Raw genomic sequence first — 17,800 nt, 5'->3', positions numbered from 1 at the left:
GCGCTCCTGGAGCCCCGGCCGAGCCCGTCCTCCGCCGTTCTCATCTCACTCTCAGACGCGGCCCCTACGGTCGCGCCCATGGGTACGACCAGGACGACCGACAAGACCGACACGACCGCATCGACCGCAGCGACCGACTCGATCGACTCGGCCGAGAAGCGAACCGACGACGAGACGGTGCCGGCCCAGGCGGCCGCGACGGAGGGAGCGAAGGCACCTGCCGCGAGCCCGGAGACCACGGACGCCGCCGAGCGCGACGCCGGGGAAACCGAGGACACCGACGGCGTTGACCTGGACCTGGACGAGGACCTGGACGCCACCGCACGGCGCACCACCGCCGGCGTGGCCGCCGGTGCCGGTGCCGTCGTCGCCGCCGGGCTCGGGCTCGCCTCCGTCACCGGGACCTGGCTCGGCACGCTGATGGCCGAGCGGCAGACGCTGATGGGGCAGATCAACCTCCAGGCCGGTAAGGCCACCGACCAGATCTCCGCCATGTACGGGACGCCCTGGCACACCACGGCCCTCGTCAACGGGGTCTTCGCCGTATTGGCGGCGCTGGTCGCCGCTGTCGTCCTCACCCGGCCGCGTGCCACCTGGGTGCGGGCCGTCGCCTGGGGCGGGCTGGCCCTCGGCGTGCTCGGGCTGCTGATCTCCGCGGGCATGTACCTCGACCTGTTCGGGAGCATGCCCACCATCCCTAAGGGCACCCGGCCCGGCGCCTAAGGCAGCGGGGCCTTACCGGGGACCCAGCAGCGACTCATCCGCGTCCGGGATACGTACGGGCGGTGCCGCGCGCGCCGCCCGTACGGCCTTTCCCGGGCGCCACCCGTATTTCCTAAGCACCCCGCACCCGAAGATCGGGCACTCTCCCCATGTGGCGGACCCCCCTGGGACGCGAGGCTTGAGCACGTCACAGCACGTCGACGAGCCCGCACCACCGGGCGTCGACGAGCCCGCACCGGTGGGCGTCAACCAGCCCACGCCACAAGGGAGAACGAGATGTACCACTTCGAACTGGAGCTCCGGGTCCGGCAGGACGAACTGCGCCGCGAGGCCGTCCGGCAGCGTCTGGCCCGCGAGGCGATCGACGGCCGGCGTGCCGCGCGCCGGCCGCCGCCCGCTCCGGCAGCGACGAACCCGAAGGGCGGGTGAGTGCCGGACGGGACCGGCGGTGGCGGGTACGCCGTGCCACCGCCTGACCGGGCCCGGCCGGTCCCGCACGAGGAAGCCCCGTAAAGCCCCGTGGAGGAAGCCCCGTGGACGAAACCCCGTGATGCAGCCCCGGCATCAAGCCCCCTGCCGGAATGTCAGACCCTGTGCGATGCTCAAGCGCGTGGAGACCAGGTCCGTCAGTCCCGTGTTCGTCGGGCGAGCCACCGAGCTCGCCGCGCTCGATGACGCGCTCGCCCGCGTCGCGGCGTCCGGCGAGCCGCAGGCCCTGCTGATCGGGGCGAGGCCGGGGTCGGGAAGACCCGGCTGCTCGAGGAGTTCGGCGAGGCCGCGCGGGCCCGGGGTGCGCTGGTCGCGCTCGGCGGCTGTATCGAGATCGGCTCGGAGGGTCTGCCCTTCGCGCCCTTCTCGGCGATCCTGCGCACGCTCAACTGGCATCTGCGTGACGAGCTCGCCGCCGCCGTCGCCGGTCAGGAGGGGGAACTCTCCCGCATTCTGCCCGAATTGGGGGAAACACCTGGCGAGGCGCATGGTGACGAGATCGGCCGGGCCCGGCTCTTCGAGCTGACCGCCCGCCTCCTGGAGCGCCTCGCCGCGGAGCGCACGCTCGTCATCGTCATCGAGGACCTCCACTGGGCCGACCGCTCCACCCGCGAACTCCTCGCCTACCTCCTGCGGGCCCTGCACGACGCCGGCGTCCTGCTGGTGGCGACATACCGCTCCGACGACATCCACCGCCGCCACCCGCTGCGCCCGTTCCTCGCCGAGATCGACCGGATGCGCACGGTCCGGCGGGTCGAGCTGGACCGCTTCAACCGCGAGGAGGTCCGCTCCCAGCTCGCCGGCATCAACGGCAGCGCACCGGAGGAGGGCACCCTCGACCGGGTCTTCCGGCGCTCCGAGGGCAATGCCTTCTTCGTCGAGGAGCTGGCCCGCAGCCTCGCCGACGGCTGTCTGCACGGCCTCAGCGACCCGCTGCGCGATCTGCTGCTGGTGCGCGTCGAGGCGCTGCCCGAGGACACCCAGCGGGTGGTCCGTACGGCCGCCGAGGGCGGCTCCACGGTCGAACACGAACTCCTCTCCGCCGTCTGCCAGATGCCCGAGGACGACCTCATCGAGGCGCTGCGGGCCGCCGTCGGCAGCAACACCCTCGTCCCCACCGGCGACGGCACGGGCTACCGCTTCCGGCACGCCCTGGTCCGCGAGGCCGTCGTCGACGACCTGCTGCCCGGCGAGCGCACCCGCCTCAACCGCCGCTACGCCCAGGCGCTGGAGGCCAACCCCTCCCTGGTCCGTGCCGATGCCTGCGCGACCCGGCTGGCCAGCTACTGGTACAAGGCCCATGACGCGGCCAAGGCGCTGCCCGCCGTCCTCGCCGCCTCCGTGCAGGCCCGCCGCCGCCATGCGTACGCCGAGCAACTGCGGCTGCTGGACCGGGCCCTGGAGCTGTGGGACGACGCCCCGCCCGAGGTCCGCCAGGGAGTGCGCCCGGTCGACTACGCCGAGGCGTACCCGGCCTGTGGTTGCGACGACGATTCCCTGCGCTTCCTGGATCTGCTCGCCGAGATCGCGGTGGCCGCCCGGTTGTCCGGCGACGGCGAACGCGCCTTCACGATCACCAAGCGCGCCCTGCGCTCCCTCCGCGAGGAGAACGACCCCCTCCGCACGGCATGGTTCCTGGTGCAGCGTTCCCGGCTCTGCCAGGGCACCGGCCGCGGCAACGGCTGGGAGGACCTCGGCAGGGCCCAGGAGCTGATGCGCGGCCTGCCGCCGTCGTCCGTGCACGCCGAGGTGACGGCCGCCGTCGCCAGCTGGGCGGTGCTGCACGAACCGGGCCCGGGCACCTTCGCCACCGCCGAACGCGCCGTGGAACTCGCCCAGTTGGTCGGTGACGAAGAGGCCGAGCTGAATTCCCGGCTGACCCTGGCCGGGCTGCGCACCGACTCCGGCGAGGTCGACGAGGGCCTCGCCGACCTCCGGGCCGCCCTCGACCGCGCCGTCGAGCGCGGCTACTTCACCGCCATCGGCCGCGGCCACGTCAACCTCCCCTCCTTCCTGGAGGGCGTCGGCCGCTCCCGGGAGGCCGTCGAGGTCACCGAGCAGGGCATCGAACTCACCACCCGCTACGGCCTCAAGGACAAGACCTGCTGGGTGATGGCCAACCGCGCCGAATCGCTCCAGTCGCTGGGCCGCTGGGAGGAGGCGCTCCAGGCCGCGGACGACTCCCGCCGGCTCGCCCAGAGCGCCCGCTCGATCGCCCTGGCCGCCAACCGCCGCACGGACCTCGCCCTCGGTACGGGCGACTTCGACGCCGCCGAGCGCGAACTGGCCGTCGCCGCGAGCACTACGGCACCCACGACCCCCAGCCGCAGCACGCCATCCCGCTCGCCCAGCACGCCCTGCGGATCGCCGCCCACCAGGGCCGCATCCTGGACGCCCGGGCCGTCCTCGGGGAAACCCTGGACGCCGGACTGCCGCCCGGTATCCAGCGCTACGCCTGGCCGCTGCTGTGGTGGGCCACCGCCGCCGAGTCGGACGCCCGCGGACTGCCGGCCGCCGGGCCCGGCCGGGCCGCCGTCCTCGCCCGCATCCGCGACGCCGCCAAGAAGCTGGCCCGGGCCTGCCCGATATGGGAGGCGTACGCGGTCGCCGTCGAGGCCGAGCTCCGCCGTGCCGAGGGCCGCGAGACCCCGGACCACTGGGCGGCGGCGGTCGCCGCCTTCAAGCCGCTGGAGCGCCCGTACGAGCTCGCCCGGGCCTGCTACCGCTGGGCGGAGTCACTGCTGCACGGCACGGAGCGGGCCACCGCCGGGCTGGACGGCCGCACCCCGCGCGAGGCCGCCGTCCTGCTGCTCGGCCAGGCGCACACCGCCGCCACGGCCATGGGCGCCCGCCCGCTCGCCGCGGAACTCGCCCTGCTCGCCCAGCGCGCCCGCATCCCGCTGCCCGGACTGATACCGGCCACCGCGGACGCGGCGGCCTCCGGCGCCGGCGGGGACGGCGGCACCACCGGGCAGACCCAGGACGCCGAAACCCCGCCGCCTCCCTCGGTCTGACCCCGCGCGAGCGCGACGTCCTGCGCCTGGTCGCCGACGGCCGCAGCAACCGCCAGATAGCCGACGCCCTGTTCATCTCGCCCAAGACGGCCAGCGTCCACGTCTCCAACATCCTCGCCAAACTGGGCGTCTCCGGCCGCGGCGAGGCCGGCGCGGTGGCCCACCGCCTCCGGCTGTTCGGCGAACCGGCGGCGCGCTAGGTACCGTCGGGAGTGGTGTCGTCCCGGCCCTCCTGCCGCGGCGCCCGGACGACCACCGTCCCCGAGGAGAGGTCTATCGGCCCCTCCCAGGGGTGATCGCCGTCGCCCACGTCGTCGAGCACGAGCGACATCCGCTGCCGCTCCTCGTCGGTGTGCTTGCGGCCCGGCGCGAACAGTTCTTCCACGATGTTGAACACGGTGCCTGCCCCCTCTTCGGCGTGACGCGCACCCGTCCCCTGCCACCCGAGTCTAGGCAGGATGCACGAAAAGGGGACCAGAAGGATCAGCTCACCTTGAGGCGGAGAATCCGGTCATCTCCCTTACGGGGCGTGCCGCGGCCGTCGGTGTTGCTGGTGACCAGCCACAACGTGCCGTCACCGGCCGCCACGACCGTCCGCAGCCGCCCGTAGGTGCCCTTGAGGAACGCCTGCGGGGCGGCCACCGGCTTCGTCCCGTTCAGCGGGATGCGCCACAGCCGCTCACCGCGCAGCGACGCCATCCAGAGGGAGCCCTTGGCGTACGCGATGCCGCTGGGCGAGGCATCGTCGGTCTTCCACACCTCGACCGGATCGACGTAATCCGGGCCGCCCTGACCGGACTTGGCCTTGCCCTCGATCTCCGGCCAGCCGTAGTTCTTCCCCGGCTCGATCAGATTGAGCTCGTCCCAGGTGTGCTGCCCGAACTCCGAGGCCCACAACCGGTGGTCGGAATCCCAGGCCAGCCCCTGCACATTGCGGTGGCCGTAGTCGTACACCACCGAATCGGCCGAGGGGTTGCCGTGCGCCGGCTCGCCGTCCGGCGTCATCCGCAGGATCTTGCCGCCCAGCGAGCTCTTGTCCTGCGCCAGCCCGGTGTCGCCGGTCTCGCCGGTGCCGGCGTAGAGCATCTTGTCCGGGCCGAACGCGATCCGCCCGCCGTTGTGGATCTCGCCCTTGGGGATGCCCCGCAGGATGGTGTCGGGCGCGCCCAACTGGTCGCCCGGCGGGCGCTTGTCGTCGTAGATCATGCGGGCGATGCGGTTGTCGGACGCGGTGGTGAAGTACGCGTACACCTGGCGGTCGGTGCCGAAGTCCGAGGACACCGCGAGGCCGAGCAGCCCGCCCTCGCCGCCCGGGGCCACGCCCGGCACCGAGCCCAGCTCGGTGCTCTTCCCGCTGTCCGCGGCGATCCGGACGATCTTGCCGGTGTCCCGCGAGCCGACGAGCAGGTCCCCGCCCGGCAGCACCGCCACGCCCCACGGGGATTTCAGCCCGGTGGCCAGCGTTTTCGTCACCTTCACCGAGCCCTTGGCGGGCGGCGCGGCGGGCGACGGGGTGGCGCCCGGCGAGGTGGCACCGGCCGAGGCGCCGGGACTCTTCGCCGTGGCGGAGCCACCCCCGCCGGGGGCTGCGCGCCACCGTTCGAGCAGCCCGCTGCCAGGAGCAGCGAAGCGGCGGCCAACACGGCGGTCTGGGAACGGCGTTGCACGGCAGGGGTCCTCTCGTCGTCCGGGCGAGCACAAGAACACCACATCGGGCCGCCGGACGCGGCGAACCGGCCCGCACGCCCGGCGGACCGGGCCTGCCGGCGGCCTACCAGGACTGCCGGGCCGGCGGCAGCGCGGCGATCTCCGCCAGGTCCTCGCGGCTGAGCACCAGGTCGGCCGCCTTGGCGTTCTGCGCGGCCCAGCGCTCCTTCTTCGTACCGGGCACAGGGACGACATGCCGGCCCTGGGCCAGCACCCACGCCAGCGCCACCTGCCCCGGCGTCGCGCCGTACCGGGCGCCGACCCGCCGCAGCCCGGCCACCAGCGGCTGGTTCGCCGCCATCATCTCCGCCGTGAAGCGCGGATGGCGGGCCCGCAGGTCCTCCCGCTCGAAGCCCTGCCCCGGGTGAGCGTGCCGGTCAGATAGCCGTTGCCCAGCGGCATCGCCGCCAGGAAGCCCACCCCGCGCGATTCGCACCACGGCAGCAGCGCCTCCAGCGCCTGGCGCGACCACACCGACAGCTCGGCCTGCACGCTGCTGACCGGGAACACCTGCTGGATGCGCTCCAGTTGGGCCAGCGTGCCGTCGTGCGTCCGGGACCGCGGCCGGGCCCCGGCCGGCCGCCGCTCCGTACGGGCCGTGCGGGGCTGCCGCACCGCCCGGGCGCCCACCGCGCACAGCCCCAGCGACCGCACCTTCCCGGCCGCGACCAGTTCCGCCATCGCCCCCCAGGTCTCCTCGACGGGCACCTCGGGGTCGGCCCGGTGCAGCTGGTAGAGGTCGATCCGGTCCGTCTGCAGCCGGCGCAGCGAGGCGTCACAGGCGCGTTTGACGTATCCGGGCCGCCCGTTGGCGACGATGTGCTGCTCGCCCACCAGCAGCCCGACCTTGGTCGAGACGAACGCGTCCCGGCGTCGCTCCTTCAAAGCCCGCCCCACCAACAGCTCGTTGGTGAACGGCCCGTACATGTCGGCGGTGTCCAGCAGGCTGCAGCCACGGTCCAGCGCGGTGTGCACGGCCCGCAAGGACCCCTCCCCGTTGCGCTGCGACTCGGTGTACCCCCAGCTCATCGGCATACAGCCGAGACCCACGGCGCCCACTTCCAGAGCCGCCGCACCGATTGTCCTGCGCTCCACCTGGTTGTGCCTCCGTCCCCTCGCCCCGATCAAGGGCACGGACCAAACTAACGTCTGAGCAGAACATCCCTTCGCATAGCCTCGGGCCATGGCAACCGCAGACCAGCGCAGCGAACCGAACGACGTCTGGCTACCGATCCCACCCGACGAGATCGAGGGCCTGCCCGGCGGCCTCCACTACGTCCACTGGGACGCCGGCCCCGAGTACCCGGCCGATCCGGCCCGGTGCGTCTTCTACGCCGTCCCCTACATGAAGGGCACGGAGGTCAGCCTGCGGCCGCTGGCCGGCATGAAGCGGTTGCGGGTGGTGCAGACCCTCACCGCAGGGATCGAGCACATGCTGCCCGGGCTGCCGCAGATGCCGGCCGGGGCCCAGCTGTGCAACGCCCGCGGACTGCACGACGCCAGCACCGCCGAACTCGCGCTCACCCTGATTCTGGCCGCGCTGCGCGACGTCCCCGGCTTCGTCCGGTCCCAGGACGCGGGGGAGTGGCGGCCGGGCTTCCGGCCTGCCCTCGCCGACAAGTCGGTCCTCATTGTGGGCTATGGTTCGATCGGCAGTGCCATCGAGGACCGGCTCACGCCTTTCGAATGTGCGCGGGTGGTGCGCGTCGCACGCACCGCGCGTGACACTGTGCGCGGCCCCGTGCACCCACTCTCCGACCTGTCCGCCCTCCTGCCCGACGCGGACGTCGTCGTCCTCGCCACTCCGCTCACCGACGAGACCCGTGGCCTGGTCGGACGCGATTTCCTGGCGCGGATGAAGGAGGGCGCACTCCTCGTGAACATCGCGCGCGGCGCCATCGTCGACACCGAGGCACTGCTCGCCGAGCTCGAATCCGGGCGGCTGCGCGCGGCGCTCGACGTCACCGAGCCCGAACCCCTGCCCGCCGGGCATCCGCTGTGGCACGCTCCGGGCGTGCTCATCACTCCACACGTCGGTGGCCCCAGCTCTGCCTTCCTGCCTCGTGCGAAGCGGCTGCTGCGGGACCAGTTGACGCTTTTCGCGGCCGGCGAACCCCTGCGGAACGTCGTCGCGACCGCCGGCTGACCGGGGCGCGGATGGCGCTACGGGGCCGTACGACTGCGGTGGGTATTCACCACCCCGTGCTCCGTCACGCTCCGTAGATACCCTATGTCGCTGAGTGACGGAACTGGTGTATCGTCCGAGCGGGGACGGCGCCGGGACAGCCGCGGCGCGATGCGACATCCGGAACGCGAGGGGGGCGACGGGCGATGTACGACCGATGGACGATCCGCACAATGCGGGATCCACGAGCGCCCGCGGAGAAGCGGCGGGACCACCGGGCGTCCCACGCGAGGCGCCGGACGGCACGGGACCACGGGAGAGTCCGGTGAGCGCCCCCGGGGCGATGCTCTCCAGGCCACCGACGCCGGCCGGCAGTCCGCCGAGCCCGGTGCCACAGGTCGTCCTGGCCGTGGTCTGCGGCGGCTACGCCCTCGGTGCCGCCTTCGGCTGGGGGTCCACCGAAGTCGCCCTGTTCATGGGGGACTTCGGCCTCAGCTTCGCGGCCCTGGTCGCGGCCGTCTCCTGCGGTGTGTACGCCCGCCGGCACCGCAGCCGGTTCCGGCCGGCCTGGATGCTGTTCGCCGCCTCCTCGGGGATGGCCGGCATCGGCAACGGCGTATGGGGCTGGTACGAGGTCGTCCTGGGCGAGACCGTGCCCAGTCCGTCGCCGGCCGACTTCTGCTTCCTGCTGTTCGCGCCGCCGGCCATCGTCGGCCTGCTGGTGCTCGCCAAGCGCCCGGTGAGCCGGGCCGGCTGGGTCTGCCTGGGCCTGGACTCCTGGCTGATCGCCGGCTCGCTGCTCACCCTCTCCTGGAGCCTCGCGCTCGCGCACACCGCCCACTTCCAGGGCCGCAGCGTGGCGCAGAGCGCCCTGTCGCTGGCCTATCCGCTGCTGGACATCGTGCTCGTCAGCATGGTCCTGGTCCTGCACTTCCGGCGCTCCTCGGTGCACCGCTCGGCCGTCAACACCGCCATCGCCGCGCTCGCGCTGACGGTGCTGTGCGACGCCCTGTTCAGCTCCCCGCTGCTGCGCGAGCACTACCGCTCCGGGCAGATCCTGGACGCCGGGTGGTTCGCCGGGTCGATGCTGCTCGCGTACGCGCCCTGGGTCGCCCGCAGGGCCGAGGAGGAGGAGCCGGAGGAGCTCGCCGAGCCCGCCGCCGTCCGCCTCCCGCACGGCAGCCGTCCGCTCGCCGGCTCGCTCGCCGCGCTCACCCCGTATCTGGCCGCCGCGGTCTGCACCCTGGGCATCCTCACCAACGTTCTCGACGGGCGGCGGATCGACCGCGTGGTCCTCTTCACCGGCTGCACGGTCGTGCTCGCCCTGGTCGTTCGCCAGGGGATCATGCTGCTCGACAACATCACCCTGACCCACGAACTCGCCCAGAAGGAGAACCACTTCCGCTCCCTGGTGCAGGGCTCCAGCGACGTCATCATGATCGCCGCGCCCTCCGGCGTGCTGCGCTACGTCAGCCCGGCCGCCGCCGGCGTCTACGGCCGCGACGCGGAGGAGCTGATCGGCTCCGAACTCGCGACCCTGATCCACCCCGAGGACCTCGGCCGGGTGGTGCACGAGGTCCGCCGGTTCCTCGCCGCCGATCCGCAGGACGAGCCGACCACCCGCATCGAATGCCGCTTCCGGGCGGGCGGACAGCGCTCCGGCGTCGACGGCTGGCTGAACGTCGAGTCCACGGTCAACCGCCACCACGGCGGCCTGATCTTCAACTCCCGCGACGTCACCGAACGCGTCCGGCTCCAGGCCCAGCTCCAGCACAACGCCTCGCACGACGCGCTCACCGATCTGCCCAACCGCGCGCTGTTCACCGAACGCGTCACCCAGGCCGTCACCGGCCGGCGGGCCAGCGACCACGACACCGCCGTGCTCTACATCGACCTCGACGGCTTCAAGCAGGTCAACGACACCATCGGCCACCAGGCCGGCGACGAACTGCTGATCCAGGCCGCCCGCCGGCTCGCCGACTCGGTCCGCGCCGGCGACATAGCGGCCCGGCTGGGCGGCGACGAATTCGCCGCGCTGATCACCGGCGACGGCACCCGCGACCGCGCGGCCCGCGAGTTCCGCATCCACGAGATCGCCGACCGGCTGCGCATCAAGCTCTCCGAGCCGTACCGCATCGACGGCCGGGACGTCCGCGTGGCGGCCAGCATCGGCGTCGCCTTCGCCGAACCGGGCGTCACCCCCGCCGGCCTGCTCCGCAACGCCGACCTCGCGATGTACCGCGCCAAGCAGGCCGGCAAGGGCCGCGTCGAGCTCTACGCCCCCCAGATGCAGGACGAGGTCGCGCACCGTGCCGAGCTCGCCTCCAAGCTCCGCACGGCCCTCAACGAGGGCGAATTCGCGCTGCTGCACCAGCCCGTCGTCGACCTGGCCACCGGGCGGGTCACCGCGGTCGCCGCGCACGCCCGCTGGCGCTCCGCCGAGGGCATCCTGTTCACCCCCGCCGAATTCCTCCGGGTCGGGGACCGCGGCCGGTACACCGACGGCGGCGACCGTGCCGCGGAGCTCGACCGCTGGCAGCTGGAGGAGGCCGTCCGGCAGGCCGCCGCGCGCCACCGCGCCGGCCACCAGGTCCCGGTCGCGGTCCGGCTCTCCGCCCGCCGGCTGCTGGACCGCGCGCTGTCGCCCAAGGGCGTCGAAGCGCTCCTCACCCGGCACGGCCTGCCCGCCCGGGAACTCGTCCTGGAACTGTCCGAAAGTGACTCCCGGATCCCGCTGGACGACCTGGAGCGCCGGTTGGTCGCCCTGCGCCGGCTCGGCGTACGGATCGCCCTCGACGGCTTCGGCAGCGGATACGCCGCGATCACCGCGCTGCGCCGGCTGCCCGTCGACGTCCTGCGGCTGGACCGCGGCCTGGTCGACGGCGTGGTGGAGTCCTCCCGGCTGCACAAGATCACCGCCGGGCTGCTGCGGATCGCCGGCGATCTGGGCATGCAGACCGTCGCGGACGGCGTCGACCTGCCCGAACAGGTCCTCGCACTGCGCTCCATGGGCTGCACGCACGGCATGGGCCTGGCCTTCTCCGGACCGCTCGACGAGCACCGGCTGCGCCGGGCGCTGACCCGTACCGGTTACCCCGTTCCCGACCACGCGGGCCAGGGCCGCGCGGTGGTGCTCAGCGGCAGCGGAGTGCCCGCCCGACGTGGGGGTCTGGCCGGTCCGGAGGCCATGGTGCATCCCCCATTGCGCTCAAATAGTGAGACCTCCGTCCCACCCACTTGACACTCGGTGCACGAGAGGGGGAGGGTCAGTGCCATGCGCACCCGAATTCTCGTACTTGGAAAGCGCGTCGGCTGAAGCTGGGCCCCCTACGCCACCCAGCAGACCGCACCGACGCGCTCCCCTCGCTTGCCACCCGGCACGAGGGGTTTTTTGTTGCACAGCAACCTCACAAATCCCGTCAAAACCCTCAGCTTCGAGAAGAGACGCAGATGACCGAGCAGGCCTCCGGGGCCCACCATCCGCAGCCGCGGGCCCGTAACGCCGGCGGACCGCAGCCGACCGCCACCGTCGAGCACGTCACGGGCGCGCAGTCCCTCATCCGTGCGCTGGAGGAGGTCGGGGCCGACACCGTGTTCGGCATCCCCGGCGGTGCGATCCTGCCGGCGTACGACCCGATGATGGACTCCTCGAAGGTCCGGCACATCCTCGTCCGCCACGAACAGGGCGCCGGACACGCCGCCACGGGATACGCGCAGGCCACCGGCAAGGTCGGGGTCTGCATGGCCACCTCGGGCCCGGGGGCCACCAACCTCGTCACCCCGATCGCGGACGCCCACATGGACTCCGTCCCGCTGGTCGCGATCACCGGTCAGGTGGCGTCGAAGGCGATCGGCACGGACGCCTTCCAGGAGGCGGACATCTGCGGCATCACGATGCCGATCACCAAGCACAACTTCCTGGTCACCGACCCGGCCGAGATCCCCAAGACGATCGCCGAGGCGTTCCACATCGCGTCCACCGGCCGTCCCGGCCCGGTCCTGGTCGACATCGCCAAGGACGCCCTGCAGGCGCAGACCACGTTCAGCTGGCCGCCGCACACCGACCTGCCCGGCTACCGCCCGGTGACCAAGCCGCACGCCAAGCAGATCCGCGAGGCCGCCCGGCTGATCGCCGAGTCCAAGCGCCCGGTGCTCTACGTCGGCGGCGGCGTCCTCAAGGCCGGTGCCACCGCCGAGCTGAAGGTGCTCGCCGAGCTGACCGGCGCCCCGGTCACCACCACCCTGATGGCGCTGGGCGCCTTCCCCGACAGCCACCCGCAGCACGTCGGCATGCCCGGCATGCACGGCTCGGTCACCGCGGTCACCGCGCTGCAGAAGGCCGACCTGCTGATCACCCTCGGCGCCCGCTTCGACGACCGGGTCACCGGCAAGCTGGACTCCTTCGCGCCGTACGCCAAGGTCGTGCACGCCGACATCGACCCGGCGGAGATCGGCAAGAACCGCGCCGCGGACGTGCCGATCGTCGGTGACGCCCGCGAGGTCATCGCCGACCTGATCGTGGCCGTCCAGGCCGAGCACGACGCCGGCCACAAGGGCGACTACAGCGCCTGGTGGAAGGACCTCAACCGCTGGCGGGAGACCTACCCGCTGGGCTACGACCTGCCGGACGACGGCAGCCTGTCCCCGCAGCAGGTCATCGAGCGGATCGGCAGGCTCGCCCCCGCCGACACCATCTACGCCGCCGGCGTCGGCCAGCACCAGATGTGGGCCGCCCACTTCATCAAGTACGAGCAGCCCGCCACCTGGCTCAACTCCGGCGGCGCCGGGACCATGGGCTACGCCGTGCCGGCCGCGATGGGCGCCAAGGCCGGCCAGCCGGACCGCACGGTCTGGGCGATCGACGGTGACGGCTGCTTCCAGATGACCAACCAGGAACTGGTCACCTGCGCGCTGAACAACATCCCGATCAAGGTCGCGATCATCAACAACGGCGCGCTGGGCATGGTCCGCCAGTGGCAGACCCTCTTCTACAACCAGCGCTACTCCAACACCGTGCTGCACAGCGGTCCCGAAGCGGACGGTAAGCAGCCCTCGGCGGGCACCCGCATCCCGGACTTCGTCAAGCTCTCCGAGGCCATGGGCTGCGTCGCCCTGCGCTGCGAGGACCCGGCCGACCTCGACAAGGTCATCGAAGAGGCCAATGCCATCAACGACCGCCCGGTCGTGATCGACTTCATCGTCCACGAGGACGCCCAGGTGTGGCCGATGGTCGCCGCCGGCACCTCCAACGACGAGGTCATGGCCGCCCGCGGCGTGCGTCCCGACTTCGGCGACAACGAAGACGACTGAGACGACGAAGAGCGAAAGAGAGAAGACCATGTCCAAGCACACGCTCTCCGTCCTGGTGGAGAACACCCCCGGCATCCTCGCCCGGATCGCCGCGCTGTTCTCCCGCCGCGGCTTCAACATCGACTCGCTCGCCGTCGGGGTCACCGAGCACCCCGACATCTCCCGCATCACCATCGTGGTCAGCGTCGAGTCGCTGCCGCTGGAGCAGGTCACCAAGCAGCTCAACAAGCTCGTCAACGTCCTGAAGATCGTCGAGCTGGAGCCCGGCTCCGCGATCCAGCGCGAACTGGTCCTGGTGAAGGTCCGCGCGGACAACGAGACCCGCTCGCAGATCGTCGAGATCGTCCAGCTCTTCCGCGCCAAGACCGTGGACGTCTCGCCCGAGGCCGTCACCATCGAGGCCACCGGATCCAGTGAAAAGCTGGAGGCCATGCTGAAGATGCTGGAGCCGTTCGGCATCAAGGAACTGGTGCAGTCCGGCACGATCGCCATAGGCCGGGGCGCCCGTTCCATCACGGACCGCTCGCTGCGCGCGCTGGACCGTTCGGCCTGACCGCCCCCGTCCGCCGCGGCCGACCGGACCGTATGGCGAGACCCACCGACCTTCCTCACCCCGCCCGACGTACTGTGTGGGCACCCCGCTAGATCCAAGGAGAAACCCGAAGTGGCCGAGCTGTTCTACGACGACGACGCCGACCTGTCCATCATCCAGAACCGCAAGGTCGCGGTGATCGGCTACGGAAGCCAGGGCCACGCCCACGCGCTGTCCCTGCGCGACTCGGGCGTCGACGTGCGCGTCGGTCTGCACGAGGGCTCCAAGTCCAAGGCCAAGGCCGAGGAGCAGGGCCTGCGCGTGGTCACCCCGCCGAGGCGGCCGCCGAGGCCGACGTCATCATGATCCTGGTGCCGGACCCGATCCAGGCCAAGGTCTACGAGGAGTCCATCAAGGACAACCTGAAGGACGGCGACGCGCTGTTCTTCGGCCACGGCTTCAACATCCGGTTCGGCTTCATCAAGGCCCCGGCCGGCGTGGACGTCTGCATGGTCGCCCCCAAGGGCCCGGGCCACCTGGTGCGCCGCCAGTACGAAGAGGGCCGCGGCGTGCCGTGCATCGCGGCCGTCGAGCAGGACGCCTCCGGCAACGCCTTCGCGCTGGCGCTGTCCTACGCCAAGGGCATCGGCGGCACCCGCGCCGGCGTCATCAAGACCACCTTTACCGAGGAGACCGAGACCGACCTGTTCGGTGAGCAGGCCGTGCTCTGCGGTGGCGCCTCGGCGCTGGTCAAGGCCGGCTTCGAGACCCTGGTCGAGGCGGGCTACCAGCCGGAGATCGCGTACTTCGAGTGCCTGCACGAGCTGAAGCTCATCGTGGACCTCATGTACGAGGGCGGCCTGGAGAAGATGCGCTGGTCGGTCTCCGAGACGGCCGAGTGGGGCGACTACGTCACCGGCCCGCGGGTGATCACCGACGCCACCAAGGCCGAGATGAAGAAGGTCCTCACCGAGATCCAGGACGGCACCTTCGCCAACAACTGGATGGCGGAGTACAACGCCGGTCTGCCGAAGTACAACGAGTACAAGAAGGCCGACGAGGGCCACCTGCTGGAGACCACCGGCAAGCAGCTGCGGAAGCTGATGAGCTGGGTCGACGACGAGGCGTAAGGACTGTGGACAGGGGGTCGCGAAACACTCGCGGCCCCCTCGTCCGTATGACCGGCCGCGTACCGCCGCGGCGCCTTGTCCACCGCGTAGAACCACGCACGGGTGATCCTTCCGCAACGGCACAGGACGCGCCCCCCACCGCCACTACACTGCCCATCACAAGCGCGTTCAGGCTCACAATGTCGTGCGTCTTCCACGCGGCTTTCCCCCTTCACCGCCTTCGGCCGTCGGGACGGCCGTCCGCGAAGGACTAGTGAGGACTGAAGACCACGTGAGCTCGAAACCTGTCGTACTGATCGCCGAAGAGCTGTCGCCCGCCACCGTCGACGCCCTCGGCCCGGACTTCGAGATCCGGCACTGCAACGGCGCGGACCGCGCCGAGCTGCTCCCCGCCATCGTCGACGTCGACGCCGTCCTGGTGCGCAGCGCCACGAAGATCGACGCCGAGGCGATCGCCGCCGCCAAGAAGCTGAAGGTCGTCGCCCGCGCCGGCGTGGGCCTGGACAACGTCGACGTCTCCGCCGCCACCAAGGCCGGCGTGATGGTCGTCAACGCCCCGACCTCCAACATCGTCACCGCCGCCGAGCTCGCCTGCGGCCTGCTGGTCGCCACCGCGCGGAACATCCCGCAGGCCAACACCGCGCTCAAGAACGGCGAGTGGAAGCGCAGCAAGTACACCGGCGTCGAGCTCAGCGAGAAGACCCTCGGCGTGGTCGGCCTCGGCCGGATCGGCGTCCTGGTCGCCCAGCGGATGTCGGCGTTCGGCATGAAGGTCGTCGCCTACGACCCGTACGTCCAGCCGGCCCGCGCCGCGCAGATGGGCGTCAAGCTGCTGACCCTGGACGAGCTGCTGGAGGTCGCCGACTTCATCACCGTCCACCTCCCCAAGACGCCGGAGACCATCGGCCTGATCGGCGACGAGGCGCTGCACAAGGTCAAGCCGTCGGTCCGGATCGTCAACGCCGCGCGCGGCGGGATCGTCGACGAGGTGGCGCTGGCCAGCGCGCTCAAGGAGGGCCGGGTGGCCGGCGCGGGCCTGGACGTGTACGCCGTCGAGCCCTGCACCGACTCCCCGCTGTTCGAGTTCGACCAGGTCGTGTGCACCCCGCACCTGGGCGCGTCGACGGGTGAGGCGCAGGAGAAGGCCGGTATCGCGGTCGCCAAGTCGGTGCGGCTGGCGCTGGCCGGCGAGCTGGTGCCGGACGCGGTCAACGTCCAGGGCGGCGTGATCGCCGAGGACGTCAAGCCCGGGCTGCCGCTGGCCGAGCGGCTGGGCCGGATCTTCACCGCGCTGGCCGGCGAGGTGGCGATGCGGCTCGACGTCGAGGTGTACGGTGAGATCACCCAGCACGACGTCAAGGTGCTCGAACTCTCCGCGCTGAAGGGCGTGTTCGAGGACGTGGTGGACGAGACGGTGTCCTACGTCAACGCCCCGCTGTTCGCGCAGGAGCGCGGCGTCGAGGTGCGGCTGACGACCAGCAGCGAGTCGCCCGAGCACCGCAACGTGGTCACCGTGCGCGGCACGCTCGCCGGCGGCGAGGAGGTGTCGATCTCTGGCACGCTCGCCGGCCACAAGAACGTCCAGAAGATCGTGGCGGTCGGCGACCACTCGATCGACCTCACGCTCGCCGACCACATGGCGTTCATGCGCTACACCGACCGCCCCGGCGTCGTCGGCACGGTCGGCCGCATCCTGGGCGAGGCGGGCATCAACATCGGCGGCATGCAGGTCTCCCGGGCCGATGTCGGCGGCGAGGCACTGGTCGTGCTGACCGTCGACGACACCATTCCGGCGAACGTGCTCAACGACATCTCCGAGGAGATCGGCGCGACGTCCGTACGCGCGGTGAACCTCGGTCACTGACCGAACGGTCTTCGCAGGTCAACGGGCCCGGCTCCCGCTTCGGCGGGGTCCGGGCCCGTTCGCGTGCCGGCATCGTACGGACGCCCCGCGGATGCGGCCCGTGCGGCCGACCGGTCAGGCATTCACCCGAATGGCGTAGTGAGGGGTGGGGCCGGGGGAGCCGCGTGGGGGCTCCCGGGGCCGACCGGCCCGGCACCCCCGTGGCCTTTCGAGTCGCAAGCCGGAAGCGGACGTCGCGCAATGGGAACTGTGCGTGCCGCACCGGCGCGTGCGGAAGGAGCGAGACCCATGAACGCACCTCTGGGAGACACCCCGCAGACGCTGACCGGCCTCCACGTGGTCGACGAGAACGGCGCGAAGGTGGGCACGGTGCAGCAGGTCTACCGGGATGACGCCACCAACGAGCCCGAGTGGATCACCGTGCGCACCGGCCTCTTCGGGATGAAGGAGACGTTCATCCCGCTCGCCGGGGCCCGCCGGACCGGCGACGAACTGCACGTTCCGCACGCCAAGGAGACCATCAAGAAGGCCCCGAGGATCGACGCCGAAGCGCACCTCGACCCGTCCGAGGAGACCGAGCTGTACCGCCACTACGGGCTGATCCGGCCGGTCGCCACGGAGCCCGCCCGCGGCGAGCCGGGCGGCACGGAGGCGGCGGGGCCCACCGGGCCGCGCGCCGGAACGGACACCGGGGGCTCGCCGCGGACGCCGGCCGAGCGCAACAAGCTGTTCGACCGGCCGATGGCCGGGGCCGGAGCGGGGGAGCGCACCCGCGAGGGCCGGCCGGACGCCGACGCCCGACGCGACACCGAGCAGACGCCCGAGGCCACACCCCCTGAGGAGCGGGGGAAGGGGGGCGCGGAGGGAGCCGGTGGCGAGAGGGGTCGGTGATCGGCGCGCAGGCGG

At 72.0% G+C, this 17,800-nt stretch carries 9 protein-coding genes and 4 pseudogenes; 10 read left to right on the top strand and 3 right to left on the bottom strand.

Annotation, left to right across the window (positions count from 1 at the left end; genetic code table 11):
- Window positions 1–78: 78 nt before the first annotated feature.
- The 3 genes and pseudogenes from OJ254_RS01805 to OJ254_RS01795 all read left to right on the top strand — a co-directional run bounded on the left by OJ254_RS01805 (window position 79) and on the right by OJ254_RS01795 (window position 4,426).
- Window positions 79–723 (top strand): hypothetical protein, encoded by a 645-nt coding sequence (locus tag OJ254_RS01805; protein WP_265360965.1) that lies wholly within the window; start codon window positions 79–81, stop codon window positions 721–723.
- A 276-nt stretch (window positions 724–999) separates the two neighbouring features.
- Complete coding sequence (locus tag OJ254_RS01800) at window positions 1,000–1,152, top strand: hypothetical protein (RefSeq protein WP_265360964.1); 153 nt, start codon at window positions 1,000–1,002, stop codon at window positions 1,150–1,152.
- Window positions 1,153–1,321: 169 nt separating this feature from the next.
- Window positions 1,322–4,426 (top strand): annotated as a pseudogene (locus tag OJ254_RS01795) (helix-turn-helix transcriptional regulator).
- On the opposite strand, the gene OJ254_RS01790 reads toward OJ254_RS01795, so the two are convergent.
- The 3 genes and pseudogenes from OJ254_RS01790 to OJ254_RS01780 all read right to left on the bottom strand — a co-directional run bounded on the left by OJ254_RS01790 (window position 4,423) and on the right by OJ254_RS01780 (window position 7,028).
- A complete protein-coding gene (locus OJ254_RS01790; RefSeq protein ID WP_265360963.1) occupies window positions 4,423–4,623 on the bottom strand; it encodes a DUF6191 domain-containing protein in 201 nt (66 codons plus the stop codon). The pseudogene OJ254_RS01795 and the gene OJ254_RS01790 sit on opposite strands and share 4 nt — an antisense overlap.
- A gap of 86 nt (window positions 4,624–4,709) precedes the next feature.
- Window positions 4,710–5,893, bottom strand: a pseudogene (locus OJ254_RS01785) (PQQ-dependent sugar dehydrogenase).
- A 104-nt stretch (window positions 5,894–5,997) separates the two neighbouring features.
- Window positions 5,998–7,028 (bottom strand): annotated as a pseudogene (locus tag OJ254_RS01780) (aldo/keto reductase).
- A gap of 88 nt (window positions 7,029–7,116) precedes the next feature.
- Between OJ254_RS01780 and OJ254_RS01775 the strand changes: the two are divergent.
- The 7 genes and pseudogenes from OJ254_RS01775 (at window position 7,117) to OJ254_RS01745 (ending at window position 17,785) form a co-directional block, all read left to right on the top strand.
- The gene (locus OJ254_RS01775) at window positions 7,117–8,079 is read left to right on the top strand and encodes a 2-hydroxyacid dehydrogenase (RefSeq protein ID WP_265360962.1); all 963 of its coding nucleotides are present in this window, start codon (window positions 7,117–7,119) and stop codon (window positions 8,077–8,079) included.
- Window positions 8,080–8,383: 304 nt separating this feature from the next.
- Window positions 8,384–11,299, top strand: a complete 2,916-nt coding sequence (locus tag OJ254_RS01770; protein WP_423835801.1) for a putative bifunctional diguanylate cyclase/phosphodiesterase — start codon at window positions 8,384–8,386, stop codon at window positions 11,297–11,299.
- A gap of 209 nt (window positions 11,300–11,508) precedes the next feature.
- Complete coding sequence (locus tag OJ254_RS01765) at window positions 11,509–13,368, top strand: acetolactate synthase large subunit (RefSeq protein ID WP_261955516.1); 1,860 nt, start codon at window positions 11,509–11,511, stop codon at window positions 13,366–13,368.
- Between the two features lie 28 nt (window positions 13,369–13,396).
- On the top strand, window positions 13,397–13,921 hold the full coding sequence (ilvN, locus tag OJ254_RS01760) for an acetolactate synthase small subunit (RefSeq protein ID WP_006602925.1): 525 nt from the start codon (window positions 13,397–13,399) through the stop codon (window positions 13,919–13,921).
- Between the two features lie 111 nt (window positions 13,922–14,032).
- Window positions 14,033–15,030, top strand: a pseudogene (gene ilvC / locus OJ254_RS01755) (ketol-acid reductoisomerase).
- Between the two features lie 271 nt (window positions 15,031–15,301).
- Window positions 15,302–16,894 (top strand): phosphoglycerate dehydrogenase, encoded by a 1,593-nt coding sequence (gene serA / locus OJ254_RS01750; RefSeq protein ID WP_265360961.1) that lies wholly within the window; start codon window positions 15,302–15,304, stop codon window positions 16,892–16,894.
- A 288-nt stretch (window positions 16,895–17,182) separates the two neighbouring features.
- Window positions 17,183–17,785, top strand: a complete 603-nt coding sequence (locus OJ254_RS01745) for a PRC-barrel domain-containing protein (RefSeq protein ID WP_265360960.1) — start codon at window positions 17,183–17,185, stop codon at window positions 17,783–17,785.
- The last annotated feature ends 15 nt before the right edge of the window (window positions 17,786–17,800 follow it).

This window comes from Streptomyces endophytica (assembly GCF_026153355.1).
GTDB lineage: Bacteria > Actinomycetota > Actinomycetes > Streptomycetales > Streptomycetaceae > Streptomyces > Streptomyces endophytica.
Note: the sequence above shows the minus strand (reverse complement) of the source record. Positions and strands in the feature narration are given on the sequence as shown.

What these genes read in the sequence shown, in the direction of transcription:
- OJ254_RS01805 (WP_265360965.1), top strand. Translation starts at nt 79, where the DNA reads ATGGGTACGACCAGGACGACCGACAAGACCGACACGACCGCATCGACC.
- OJ254_RS01800 (WP_265360964.1), top strand. Translation starts at nt 1,000, where the DNA reads ATGTACCACTTCGAACTGGAGCTCCGGGTCCGGCAGGACGAACTGCGC.
- OJ254_RS01775 (WP_265360962.1), top strand. Translation starts at nt 7,117, where the DNA reads ATGGCAACCGCAGACCAGCGCAGCGAACCGAACGACGTCTGGCTACCG.
- OJ254_RS01765 (WP_261955516.1), top strand. Translation starts at nt 11,509, where the DNA reads ATGACCGAGCAGGCCTCCGGGGCCCACCATCCGCAGCCGCGGGCCCGT.
- ilvN (WP_006602925.1), top strand. Translation starts at nt 13,397, where the DNA reads ATGTCCAAGCACACGCTCTCCGTCCTGGTGGAGAACACCCCCGGCATC.
- OJ254_RS01745 (WP_265360960.1), top strand. Translation starts at nt 17,183, where the DNA reads ATGAACGCACCTCTGGGAGACACCCCGCAGACGCTGACCGGCCTCCAC.